Origin of the sequence: Xylanibacter ruminicola (assembly GCF_900107775.1) — a bacterium.
Taxonomy (GTDB): Bacteria; Bacteroidota; Bacteroidia; order Bacteroidales; family Bacteroidaceae; genus Prevotella; species Prevotella ruminicola_C.
This window is the reverse complement of record NZ_FNRF01000003.1, coordinates 329408-342340: the sequence shown is the minus strand read 5'-3', so window position 1 is coordinate 342340 and position 12933 is coordinate 329408. Positions and strand designations below refer to the sequence as shown.

General features: G+C 50.1%; 12 protein-coding genes. All 12 read right to left on the bottom strand.

The window, feature by feature from the left end; all coding sequences use genetic code 11:
• Positions 1 to 12: 12 nt before the first annotated feature.
• Genes BLU97_RS09000 through BLU97_RS08945 form a run of 12 tightly spaced genes read right to left on the bottom strand, consistent with a single transcriptional unit; the run spans position 13 to position 12932 of the window.
• Positions 13 to 1533 (bottom strand): NuoM family protein, encoded by a 1521-nt coding sequence (locus BLU97_RS09000; protein WP_013064082.1) that lies wholly within the window; start codon positions 1531 to 1533, stop codon positions 13 to 15.
• Positions 1534 to 1537: 4 nt separating this feature from the next.
• Complete coding sequence (nuoL, locus tag BLU97_RS08995) at positions 1538 to 3526, bottom strand: NADH-quinone oxidoreductase subunit L (protein WP_074761202.1); 1989 nt, start codon at positions 3524 to 3526, stop codon at positions 1538 to 1540.
• Positions 3527 to 3563: 37 nt separating this feature from the next.
• Positions 3564 to 3872 (bottom strand): NADH-quinone oxidoreductase subunit NuoK, encoded by a 309-nt coding sequence (gene nuoK / locus BLU97_RS08990; RefSeq protein WP_013065623.1) that lies wholly within the window; start codon positions 3870 to 3872, stop codon positions 3564 to 3566.
• The gene (locus BLU97_RS08985) at positions 3869 to 4384 is read right to left on the bottom strand and encodes an NADH-quinone oxidoreductase subunit J (protein WP_013065044.1); all 516 of its coding nucleotides are present in this window, start codon (positions 4382 to 4384) and stop codon (positions 3869 to 3871) included. Before BLU97_RS08985 ends, nuoK begins: the two co-directional genes overlap by 4 nt.
• Positions 4385 to 4390: 6 nt before the next feature.
• A complete protein-coding gene (locus BLU97_RS08980; protein WP_013064037.1) occupies positions 4391 to 4936 on the bottom strand; it encodes a 4Fe-4S dicluster domain-containing protein in 546 nt (181 codons plus the stop codon).
• A 9-nt stretch (positions 4937 to 4945) separates the two neighbouring features.
• Positions 4946 to 6034, bottom strand: a complete 1089-nt coding sequence (nuoH, locus tag BLU97_RS08975; RefSeq protein ID WP_028903147.1) for an NADH-quinone oxidoreductase subunit NuoH — start codon at positions 6032 to 6034, stop codon at positions 4946 to 4948.
• Positions 6035 to 6073: 39 nt separating this feature from the next.
• Positions 6074 to 7639, bottom strand: coding sequence for an NADH-quinone oxidoreductase subunit C (locus tag BLU97_RS08970; RefSeq protein WP_074761201.1), 1566 nt, complete (start codon positions 7637 to 7639; stop codon positions 6074 to 6076).
• Positions 7636 to 8349 carry an NADH-quinone oxidoreductase subunit B gene (locus tag BLU97_RS08965; RefSeq protein WP_074761199.1) on the bottom strand — a complete coding sequence of 238 codons (714 nt, stop codon included), beginning with the start codon at positions 8347 to 8349 and terminating at the stop codon, positions 7636 to 7638. The genes BLU97_RS08970 and BLU97_RS08965 overlap by 4 nt, the downstream gene beginning before the upstream one ends.
• Positions 8340 to 8690, bottom strand: a complete 351-nt coding sequence (locus BLU97_RS08960) for an NADH-quinone oxidoreductase subunit A (protein ID WP_028903144.1) — start codon at positions 8688 to 8690, stop codon at positions 8340 to 8342. The genes BLU97_RS08965 and BLU97_RS08960 overlap by 10 nt, the downstream gene beginning before the upstream one ends.
• Before the next feature lie 54 nt (positions 8691 to 8744).
• Entirely contained in the window at positions 8745 to 10256 is a 1512-nt protein-coding gene (locus BLU97_RS08955) for an alkaline phosphatase family protein (RefSeq protein ID WP_074761197.1), read from the bottom strand.
• A 58-nt stretch (positions 10257 to 10314) separates the two neighbouring features.
• Complete coding sequence (locus BLU97_RS08950; RefSeq protein WP_175456352.1) at positions 10315 to 11592, bottom strand: AGE family epimerase/isomerase; 1278 nt, start codon at positions 11590 to 11592, stop codon at positions 10315 to 10317.
• Entirely contained in the window at positions 11589 to 12932 is a 1344-nt protein-coding gene (locus BLU97_RS08945) for an MFS transporter (protein WP_074761195.1), read from the bottom strand. The genes BLU97_RS08950 and BLU97_RS08945 overlap by 4 nt, the downstream gene beginning before the upstream one ends.
• Position 12933 lies beyond the last annotated feature (1 nt).

The following is a 12933-nucleotide window of genomic DNA, read 5'->3' as shown; positions in this document are numbered from 1 at the left end:
GTCCTCCTATTTTTACATTACACCAATTGACTCCAAGATTGTACCTGCTGCAGGCGAGATCATATCGCTTACCCAGAATGGGAACGAACCCAAACCAGCTACGCAGAAAATCAGGCAAATAACAGCCACGCGCTCATCCCATGTAGCATCGGTCAGCTCCAGGAAGTGCTTGTTCTCTACCTCGCCATACAGAATCTTACCAACCACACGCAGGATGTAAACAGCTGTTACAACAATCGACATACAAGCGATGATGGTAGCCACCATACGGAACGAGGTGTTGGGGTCGCCACTGAGTGGGTGAGCACCAAACGAACCTACAAAGATGGTCATCTCGGCAATGAAACCAGAGAAACCAGGTAATCCGAGGTTAGCCAAACCGGCAATCACATAACCAACAGCCAGGAAAGGCATAATCTTCATCAGTCCAGCCAGCTCGCGGATGTCACGTGTATGAGTACGACCGTAGATCATACCGATGAGGGCGAAGAACAGGGCTGTCATCAGTCCGTGTGAGAGCATCTGCAGCACAGCACCGGTCACAGCAGTCTGACTCATCATCAGCAGGGCGAACAGCACCAGTCCACAGTGCGAAACCGAAGAATAAGCATTGATATACTTCAGATCGGTCTGTACACAGGCTGAGAGTGCACCGTAAACTACCGAGATAGTAGTGAGGATGAGGAAGATCCACGAGAGATCCTGAGCAGCCTCAGGGAGCAAGTACATAGCTACACGGAAGCAGCCGTAACCTCCCAGCTTCATCAGTACACCAGCGTGCAGCATTGATACTGCTGTAGGGGCCGAAGCATGACCATCGGGGCTCCATGTGTGGAATGGGAACAGCGCACCCAGCACACCGAATCCGATGAAGATGAAGGGGAAGAAGATGTTCTGGATGTGACCAGGAATGCAGTGGTTAGCTGCGATTGTGGTCAACTCAAAGGTGTAGTTGCCGCTATAGATACCGTTAAAGTAGTAGATACCCAGCAAGCCAAGGATCAACAGGGCCGAGCCTCCCATCAGCATCAGGGTCAGCTTCATGGCCGAGTACTCCTTACGACCTGAACCCCATACACCAATCAACAGGTACATTGGGATCAGAGCCACCTCGTAGAACATAAACATAGTGAACAGGTCGGTAGAGATAAAGAAGCCATACACACCTGTAGAGAGCAGGGTGAACCACAGGAAGTACTCCTTGGTCAATGGCTTCAGCTGCCATGAGGCAAAGGTACCGGTAAACACGATGATGCTCGAAAGCAGCAACATCACTACCGAGATACCGTCAACACCAACACTGTAAGCGATATTCAAAGGCTTGAACCAAGGCGTGCTATAGGTCAGCAGCATCTCGGCTGTGTTACCTGCTGCACGCTCCTGAATAAAGTAGATGGTTAACCAGACAGAGAGGGCCAACAGACACGAAGCTCCCGTTACCATCACACCACGCACCTGATTAACGTTCTTGGCCAGCCAGAGGCCCACCAGCATCAGGGCTGGAATTATTACGAAAATACTTAATATACTCATATCTTTAGATGCATAAAAGGATTAATGTCAGGGCCACAGAACCCGTGATAAACCATACGGCATACTGGCGAACATCGCCACTCTGCCAGCTACGGATACTCTCACCAGCCTCGTTAGCACCCCATGCCAGGAAGTTAAAGGTACCATCCACAACGTGACGGTCGAACCAGGCAATAGGTGTAGAAACCAGACGGAAGATGATGCGATGTGTCACATACTGCCAGATCTCGTCCTGATAGAAACGCTTGTAGGCTGCGCGATGCAGCTTGGGGAAGGTTGCATACAGACGATCGGCAATAGGCTGCTGCTCACCCTTATAGATATAGGTGGCCAGACAGATGCTCAGAATCGCAATCACAGTAGAGGTAGCAGCAATCTGCATGTTGAAGTGGATGGTGTAGTCGGTACCGGCAGCACTTACGAAACTACCGAACGAACCACCCCACTCTGCAAATCCTGCAATTGTGGTATAAACACCCACACCAACGGTAATCACTGTCAGCACAATCAAGGGGATTGTCATGGTCAGTGGTGCCTCGTGTGGCGTGTGATGTGCATGAGCCTCCTTGTTTTCAGTACCCCAGAAGATACCGTAGTACAAACGGAACATGTAGAAGGCTGTCATGGCAGCGATACCTGTCATAATCCAACCTACCACCGGACTGTACTCCATGCAGGCAGTGATAATCTCATCCTTTGAGCTGAAGCCCGAGAAGAAGGGGATACCAGCGATGGCCAGACATGAAATCAGGAAGGTGATATGTGTGATAGGCATATACTTGCGCAAGCCACCCATCAGCGCCATCTCGTTGCTGTGTACAGCGTGGATGATACATCCGGCACCCAGGAACAGACATGCCTTGAACATAGCATGAGTAAACAGGTGGAACATACTAGCCATGTAACCCAGCTGAGCGTGGTTATCAAGGATAGCACCATGATGTCCGGGCAGTGATACACCCAGAGCCACCATCATAAAGGCAATCTGCGAGATGGTCGAGAAGGCCAGCACACGCTTGATATCGCTCTGGGCACAAGCCACAGCAGCTGCATAGAAAGCGGTGATCACACCCACCCAAACCACAATGCTCATAGCCTGTGGGGCATACTCAATCCACAAGGGGAACATACGTGCAATCTGGAACACACCAGCCACAACCATGGTAGCAGCGTGAATCAGAGCTGATACTGGTGTAGGACCCTCCATGGCATCTGGCAACCAAATGTGCAGGGGGAACATCGCACTCTTACCGGCACCACCGATAAACATCAGTACCAGTGCAGTAGGAATGATGAAGCCACCAGCAGCCACAGCCTTAGCCAGATTACCCTCGATGAAAGGTGTGGTACCCTGTCCCATCACGATGTCGCCAGCAAAGTTAAAGCTGAACGAATCAACGAAGTAACCGAATGTCAGGATACCTACCAGGAAGAACATATCGGCAAAGCGGGTCACGATGAATGCCTTTTTAGAGGCAGCGATGGCAGGCTTCAAAGGATAGTAGAAGCCGATGAGCAGGTATGAGCTCACACCTACCAACTCCCAGAACATGTACATCTGGAAGATGTTGGTGGCCAGTACCAATCCCAGCATCGACATCGTGAACAGTGAAAGGAAAGCGTAGTAACGCTGGAATCCCTTCTCACCATGCATATAGCCGAATGAGTAGATATGAACCATCAGTGATACGGTCGAGATCACAATCAGCATCATCACGCTGATAGGATCCAACAGGATACCGAGGTCGAAATGCAGGTTACCCAGGGGCAACCAGGTGAAGTTATACGGAACAAAGGTCTGATACACGCCATTCACACGGTCCAGTCCGAAGAAGTACTGGAAAGCGGTGATATAAGAGAGTATCGTAACCATTCCCAATGAGCAGGTGCCGATCAGTCCGGCCACCTTATGCTGCATCTTCATACCAGCCAGTCCAAGAACAATGAACGACAGCAGTGGCAGAAGCATTATGAAAATTGTGTAACTAAACATAATTTCTTAATTCTTAATTCTTAACTTTTAACTACTACTATCGTTTCATATTCTGGATAGCCTCAACACTATCACTCTTGAACTTGCGATACACATTGATGATGATAGCGATAGCCACAGCACTCTCAGCAGCAGCCACACCAATCACGAAGAGTGTCATGAACATACCCTCCATACCGTTTGGATAAAGCAAGCGGTTGATAGCGGCAAAGTTGATATCCACGGCGTTCAGCACCAGCTCAACCGAGATGAGCATGGCAATCAGGTTGCGACGTGTGGTGAAACCATATACACCGATAAAGAACAACAGGGCACTCAGTGCGAAATAACATTCTACTGGAATCATGCTTTATCCTCCTTTCTTGCTACAACCAAGCCACCGATGATACATGCCAGCAAGAATACTGAGATGAACTCGAAAGGCAGTACATACTGATATTTACCCGAACCAACGAGAGCAGTACCAATCTCCTTCATAGGTACCTCTACGCCAGCAATCTCCTGTGTATAGAAACCAGTCTTAAGCAGAATCAATCCTACCACCACCAGTCCGGCCAAAGCAGCCAGGGCGCCAGTAATCATCTTGCTACTCTTAACTCGCTCCTCCAAACCCTGAAGTGTGCGCTTGCTCACCAACTGGATGGCAAACACATAGATCATCGTAACGCCACCGGCATATACGCTAATCTGAGCGGCTCCAAGGAAGGTGTAATCCAGCAGGAAGTAGATACCTGCCACACCAAAGAGCACAAACAACATGAATGTTGCGGCTCGCATAATCTTCGTCGTGGTCACACACATCAGTGCCGAGGCAATGATGAATACCGCGAGAATGATAAACATAACTGTATTACCCATAATGCGTTACTTGGTTTTAGTGTTAAACTTACCGACCTGCCATTCGGCACCACCCTCAATCAGGTTGGGCAGTGAGCCGCCAGCGTAAACCTCCTCGTTCAGGTGCAGCACCAGACGAGAGCGGTCGAACACAGCGTTCTCAAAGTCGTTTGTAAACTCGATGGCGTCGAAGTTGCAGGCGTTGGTACACAACTGGCAGAACATGCAGTCGCCCAGGTCGTACGCGTAATCATCCAGCACCTTCTTTTTCTTACCTGTCTCAGGATCCTCAGCCATGTGGGCAGTAATCTTGATGGTTCCGTTTGGACAGGCCTTTTCGCACAATGTGCAAGCGGTACACTTGTAGCTGCCATCCTCGTTACGCTTAAAGGTCAAGCGACCACGGTGACGCTTTGATACGTGCAGTGTAGTCTTGCGGTTTTCGGGATACTGCTCTGTCGACTTATTGGTGAAGAAATCCTTGAAATACTCCTTCCAAGTAATCTTCATACCTGTAGCCAAAGTCTTCAGGCCGTGTCCGATTTCTCCGAAATATGTTTTGTTATCTTCCATTGCTATACCTTATTTAATATATAGGCCCAGGGCCACAACAACAGTCATAATTACCAGGTTGATAAGTCCCAGAGGCATCAAGTACTTCCACTCCAGCTTCAGAATCTGGTCGATACGCAGACGTGGGAAAGTCCACTTCACCCACATCAGCAACCATACCACCAGCAGAGTCTTGCCAAAGAACCACACGATACCGGGGATGTAGTTCATCACGGTATCAAAGGCATCCACACCAATGTTGATAGGTGCCCAACCACCCAGGAATACAGCCGAAGCCAATCCAGCAATAATAAAGAGGTTCAGGAACTCAGCCAAGTAGAAGAAACCGAAGCCCATACCCGAGTACTCAGTGTGGTGACCGGCAGTCAACTCACTCTCAGCCTCAGCCATATCAAAGGGACCACGGTTAGCCTCGGCGTTACCTGCAATCAGGAACACTACAAAGGCGATGATGGCAGGGATATGACCCTGGAAAATCAACCACTTGAAGGCACCTGTCTGAGCCTCCACGATACCACTCATCTGCATGGTACCTGTCAGGATCACAGCAGTAATCAGACAGAGGCAGAGCGACATCTCGTACGAGATCATCTGAACAGCAGCACGCATGGCCGAAACCACCGAGTACTTATTGTTCGAACCCCAACCAGCCAGGAAGATACCAACCACACCTATCGATGAGATGGCAGTTACCAGGAAGATACCTACATTAAAGTCAAGCACATGGGCACCATTGTTCCAAGGCAGGAAGCTGAAGGTTCCTACCGAAGCAATGATCACCAGCAGTGGAGCTACAGCATACAGCAACTTATCAGCACGATCCACAAAGAAGATCTCCTTCACGAGCATCTTCAATACATCGGCAAAAATCTGCAGGGTACCGTGGAAACCTACACGTGTAGGTCCCAGTCGGCACTGGAAATAAGCGCATACCCAACGCTCCATCATAATCATCAGCATGGCAATCAGCGCATATCCAGCCAGGATACCAGCGCCAACCAGCACGCACTCAATCAATATCGACCAGAAATCTCCCAAACCGAGTGTATCACGCAGGAGAGCGTCGAACCATGTTGTAAATATAGAAAAGTCGAACATAATCTTTACTTTTTACATTATTACATTTTTACATTTCGACTATCTGTCGATATCAGGAATTACAACGTCAATAGCAGCACAAGTGGCAATCAGGTCGGCAATCTTCTGACCACGCAGCATGGGGTCGAAAGCACCTACCAGCGAGAGACCCATTGGACGCATCTTCATGCGGTATGGACTCTTGTCGCCACGAGAGTCGAGATAAACACCAAACTCACCAGCCACACCCTCAACCGAGTAGTACCACTGACCCTCGGGCACCTTGATGATAGGCTTCTGCTTCACGTAGAAGTCGCCCTCAGGGATATTGTCGATGAGCTGCTCAATAATGTTCAAGCTCTGGTACATCTCGTTGATGTGAACCAGGTAGCGATCCATAGAGTCGCAACCAGTCAGTGTGCACTGCTCCCACTCTACCTTGTCGTACATATCATATGGGTGGTTCTTACGCACATCGCTCTTCCAACCCGAAGCACGTCCGGCAGGACCGGTTACTGCATACGAGATACAGTCCTCCAGACTCATTGGTCCGCACTTCTCCAGTCGGTTGTGGGTAATCACGTTATCACCAAACACATCCATATACTCCTTGATCATGGGGCGCAGGTACTTCACCAGTGCCTTCACGTTCGATACAAAGTTAGGATCGATATCGTCCTGCAGTCCACCTATTCTATAATAGTTCTGAATCAGACGTCCACCGGTGGTTTCCTCCATACAGTTCAGCACATGCTCACGATCGCGCATACCATACAGGAAGGCTGTGAGTGCACCCAGGTCCTGAGCCACACACGAGGTGTACAGCAGGTGACTGTCCAAACGCTGCAGCTCATCCATAATGGTACGGATGTACTTGATGCGGTCGGTCAACTCAACCTCCATGGCCTCCTCAATCACACCTACCAATGCATGACGATGCTGCATGGCACCCAGATAGTTCAGACGGTCGGTCAGAGCCAGTGTCTGAGGATAGGTCATACCCTCCCACATCTTCTCGATACCACGATGGATATAACCAAAGTGAGGATAGATGCGCTTCACGGTCTCACCGTCCAGCACAGTCTGCAAACGCAGCACACCATGGGTAGCAGGGTGCTGAGGACCGATGTTAATCACATAGTCGTCAGCCTCAAACAGCTTGTTCTGCTTGCACTGCAGCTTACCATCCTTATCCAGGTAGTACTCCAGTCCGTAGTTAGGCTCTACGTCATCCTCCAAGGTGTACTTATCGTTAAACTCCCAGTCCTTACGGAAGGGGTGACCCTTAAAGTCGCTACGCAGGAACAAACGACGCATATCCTTATGACCCAGGAACACGATGCCGAAGAAATCATAAACCTCGCGCTCCAGCAGGTCGGCCACCTTCCAGATATCTGATACAGTAGGGATATAAGGAGTGTCGTTCTGAGTCTGGGCCAGCTGCTTCACAGCACAACGCTCGTGGGTGTTGGTATTCTCAAGGATATACACACAACCCAGACCTTCTTCTCTACCAAAATCCTCACCTACGATAGTTACAAGATAGTCAAAGCCTTTCTTGCTCTTCAAGTTCTGCATCTCCGAGGCGAACTTCTCAAAGTCGAATGATAAAAATTCTAATTTCATGCCTTGTCCTCCCCGTTCTTTAATTCTTCAACAAACTCCTGTGGAACATCAGTTACCACGATTGGCTCACGGCGATGATCACCCAGGTTGTTACGGAATGCCAACTCCTCGTTCGATACGCCCAGCTCACGCTCCTCAGCGTTCTGCTTGTGGTTAGCACCTCCAAAGAATTTCTCTACCTTCACCTTACGCTGCAACTGCATCATACCATACATGATAGCCTCGGGACGTGGGGGACAGCCAGGGATGAACACATCCACGGGCACAATCTCCTCGATACCCTTTACCACATGGTAGCTCGACTTGAAAGGACCACCGCTAATGGCGCATCCACCTACAGCCACCACATACTTAGGCTCAGCCATCTGGTCGTACAAACGCTTCAGGGCTGGGGCCATCTTGTGGGTGATGGTACCTGCACACATAATCAGGTCGGCCTGTCGTGGTGAGTTACGTGTTACCTCGAAACCAAATCGGGCAAAGTCGTAACGTGAGCAACCACAAGCCATAAACTCAATACCACAGCATGAAGTCGCAAAGGTGAGCGACCACAGTGAGTTACTACGTCCCCAGTTAATCAACTGGTCAAGCGAACCTGTCACCACGTTCACGCCACCCTCATGCAGCTCGTCGATAATCTTCTCCAACGACTCGTTGTCGTTCCACTCCTCGTAAGGAATGCTCTTGATGTGGGGCTTTCTTACTTCCATTCCAAGTCTCCTTTCCGCCAGGCATAAGCCAAGCCTAATACCAGAACTACTAAGAAGAAGCCGATGCTAAGCAGAGCCATCGAACCGAACTCCTTCACTACCACAGCCCATGGATACAGAAACACCGTTTCCACATCGAACATGAGGAACAAGATGGCAAAGAGATAGAAACCTACCGAAACAGGCAACCATGAGCTGCCGCGGGTAGGAATACCGCTCTCATACGGCTCACCCTTGACCTTTGCGTAGGACCTTGGTCCCAACAGCTTGGCCATCACGTAAGCCGCTACCACCAATGTAATAGCCGTCACCAAGACGGTAATTAACAAAGTAAAGTTCATAAAAAGCTAACTATAATTATTTATTAATGTTTTAATTATTCCATTATCAAGTAGTTACTCACCCATCACCTCTGTAATAGGCTCACCCACACAGGCGTTTGGCTGCTGTATGTGCAGCTTGTGGCAGATGGTGGGCGCAATGTCGGTAATGTGTACCTCTCTGCTGGTTTCGCCGTGCTTCACCTTCCAGCCGTAGAACAGCAGGGGTATGTGGGCATCATAGGGGTTCCACTCGCCATGGGTGGTACCGATGGGCGACGAGCCCTTGCCAAATCCATACCAACCAGGCTCCAGAATAAAGATGATATCACCCGAACGATCGTGGTGATACCCCTTCAGGGCACGTTCTTTCAGCATCTCTGGCACGGGAGCTGTGGCAGCCTTCTTGAAATCAAAGGCGAAAGCAACATGAGGTGTCTTCAGCAACTCCTCTACCACCACCTCGCGCACTTTCTCCTCGTCGAGCCCCTGCTCACGGATAGCTTCCTTGTCCAGCACCAGACGGTAGTCCAAACAGTCTTTGATGATATTCTTGGTCAGGTGCAGTCGCTCTTTCAAGCGCTTAGCAGCCTCTCCACTATACATCTCGTCGAACATAAACGGACCTCCGCCCAAACGGTGGTCTTCCATGAACTTAAAGTTATGCGCAGCGCCATGGTCGGCAGTCAGGAATACCAGATAGTTACCCTCGCCCACCTGCTCGTCGAAAGCCTTCAGCAGTTTGGCGATATCCTTATCCAGTTCCAGATAAGCCTCGTCGGTATGCTCACCACGGGTGCCGTACTCATGCCCAATCACATCTGTCTGCGAGAAGCTGACACACAGCATATCCGTCTCTTCGCCCTTACCAAGCTGTTCGCCTTTTAAAGCAGCAATGGCCATATCAGCAGTGATATGACCACACAATGGATACAGTCCTACGTTCTTACCCACCTTCTGCAACTCCTTGTTTTTCTTCAGCTGGGCGTTATAATCCTTCACCCATTGTGGCAGTTCCTGCATATACCAGGTGCTGCTGATAAACTGACCGGCTTTGGTATCAATCCAGTAGGCAGCGTTGGCACTACGTCCGGCAGGCAGAATGGCTGCACGGTCCTTGTAGCTCACGCCAATCACCTTCGACTTAAAGTCGGTATGCAGTCGCAGCTGGTCGCCAATGGTGCTCGCCAACAGGTTCACGGGCGACGAAGCATCTTTCTTGTTGCTGCCCACGGTAGTCACATCGTGATCCTCGCAACTGTTAATCTTCACGCCATTCTTGTAAAAGGCGTTACCGCAGATGCCATGAAAAGCGGGAGTTGAACCTGTATAAGCACTGGTATGTCCGATGGCAGTTACGGTGGGCAGATAATTAATTAGGCAGTTATTACACGAGTATCCTTGGTTAATGAGGCGCTTCAGTCCGTCCTCCTGATACTGATTGTAATATCTGCCTAGATAATCCCAACGCATCTGATCGACTACGATTCCTACCACGAGCTTAGGGCGCTCGTTAAACTGCGTTTGTGCTTGAATATCAACGATATAGCACAACGCTATTGCAACGAATAGTATCAATCTTCTCATAATTGGTTGCAAAGGTACGAAAAATCCGCCAAAGTTCCAAATTCTCTGGCGGATTTTTTTACGAGCGCTCGATGATTTCCAAACACATGCGCGTGTTGTGGTACGGGCACTTCCAGAAACCGGCTTTGTCGTCGGTGGTGTTCAACAGTCCGTTGGCATGCCTGCTCCAGTACCACTCGCCATGTTCAAAGTCTATCAGCTGTTTCTTGATATATTGCCAGCATTTTTCAGCACGATTCAGAGCCTCTTCATCGCCAAAGTGCTGCCAGATATTGTACCAGCCCACCACGTTCTCGGCCTGTACCCACCAGTGCAGGTCGTCATCCACATGCCCTGTATCCAGATTAGCCTCGTGTATCAGAGCGCCATCAGGTCGCAAACCCTTGGCAGATGCCTCTGCAACCGCCTGTACGATAGGCTCTACCTTAGCCAGCACATTGGCATCACCCAACACCAGTGCGGCCTCGTGCAACAGCCAAGAACACTCTATATCGTGCCCATAGCTCTCCAGATGTCCGGCACCTCGTGTCCAGTCCATCCCGAAGAACAGATCCAGGTGATTGGTCTCCTGGTTCAGAATCTTATCTGTAAAAATATCTACAAGATTTCTCAAAGCGCCTTCCACCTCGCTGATGGTCTTCTGGGGCACACTGATACCTACAGGCAACACAGCGCCTAAGGCAGGCACATAATCACAACTTTCCTGGGCTTGCACTTCTTTTAAGCATCTGAGAAGATTGGTGTATGGTTCGATAATGTGCAAGTGGGTATTCTGCGATTTGGGGTAGTTGGCATCCAGGTCCGACAGGCGCATATCCGCTATCTCGCCCCACTCGCGCGTGCAGGCCTCAATATAGCCGTTATGTTCACTGTCAAAGGCGTGCTCCTCTATACAGTCGTACAGGTCCAGCGCATAGTCCAGCGCCTCTCTGTCGCCCGTCGCACGGGCATATTCCGATAGTCCGTAGATCATAAAGCCGATGGCATAGAACTGCTTCTTGGTATCCAGCGGGTTACCCTCGCAATCCACGCTCCAGTACACGCCACCATACTCCTGATCGATGAAATGCTCTATGATATAGTCCTTGGCACGTGTGGCAGCCTCCAGATACTCCGGATGCTTCAGCACACGGAAAGCAGCCGAGAAGGCCCACAGAATACGGGCATTCAGGATAGCACCTTTCTCTGCCTCAGGGTGCAGCTCACCCTCACCATCCATCCGACCGTAGAAGCCGCCATGCTCATAGTCCATCATCTGGTCGAGCCAGAAACGCAGGATGTTATTCTCCACCACATCCTGCATCTCCCGTTTCATCATATCTACTTGTCCCATCATTTCTTAATCGGATAAATCCAGGTCAGTACAATAATCAGGCCGGCAATAATAGCTGGGAACAGAGAGAACAGACTCCATACCATCGAGAGTACCGAGTCGGTAATCGAGGCTGGGTCCACCATGGTGTTACCCATATCGTCGGTAATCATGCTGGCACCTGCCAAACCTAAGAACAGAGCTACCAGCGAACCAGAGATGGCGGTACCGAACTTCTGGGCCATGGTACCCGACGAGAAGATCAGACCTGTGCTCGAGGTACCGTTCTTTTCTGTCGCATAGTCAGCCACATCGGCATACATACTCCACAGCAGGGGCGAATACAAGCCGATACCTATCGAGGTGAGCACCACCAGTGCCACCATCACCCAGATATAGCTGGGATCCATGGGCACAAAGAAGAAGGCTACCGAAAAAATCACACAAATCAGCGCAGCCGCCATAAAGGCCTTACGCTTCGAGCCCACAATCTCCGTAAACTTGGGTGATACACCACCGAAGATCATACAAGTCAGCTCACCAAAGGTCATAAACACGGTGTAGTTGATAATCAGTCCGCTCACCGTCACATCCCCATGCAAGCAGTATTCCAACAGATAACCGGCCACAGCGTAGCGGAATCCGTTAAAAAAGTTGGTACAAATACCTATCAGCGTCAGGATGATCCAGGGCTTGTTCTTAAACAGATCACCAAACTGCTTAAACTCGAATTTCTCGGCACGTACGGGCTTCAGACGCTCCTTGGTCAGGAATCCGCAAGCCAGGGTACCAGCAGCAGCTATCACACCAAAGAAGGCACCTAGCACCGCATACTGGTGCTGCTCGGTTCCACCCACCAGTCGCTGCAGGTAAGGGAACGACAACAGGGTGATAAAGCCCATGGCATAGGCACCCACCATACGGAAACTCGAAAACTGGTTCTTCTCGTTGTCGTCATCCGTCATCACACCCAGCAGCGAGCCATAAGGCACATTTACAGCGGTGTACAGGGCCATCATCAGCAGATACAGACTATAAGCCCAGATGCGCTTACCTGTCAGTCCGAAGTCGGGTGTATACAGCAGCAGGGCAAACACCAGTCCGAAGGGGATGGCGCCGAATATCAGCCAAGGACGATAAGTACCCCATTTGCTCTGTGTACGGTCAGCGAGCGAACCCATTAGCGGGTCGGTCACCACATCAAACATACGTGCAATCAGCATCAGCGTGGCTGCATCAGCAAATGTCAGTCCAAACACATTTGTAAAAAACAGCGGGAAGGCAATCGACATGATTTTCCATGTGATACCACCAGCCGCCGCATCGCCTAAAGCGTAACCTATTTTCTCCTTTAATGTCGCCATA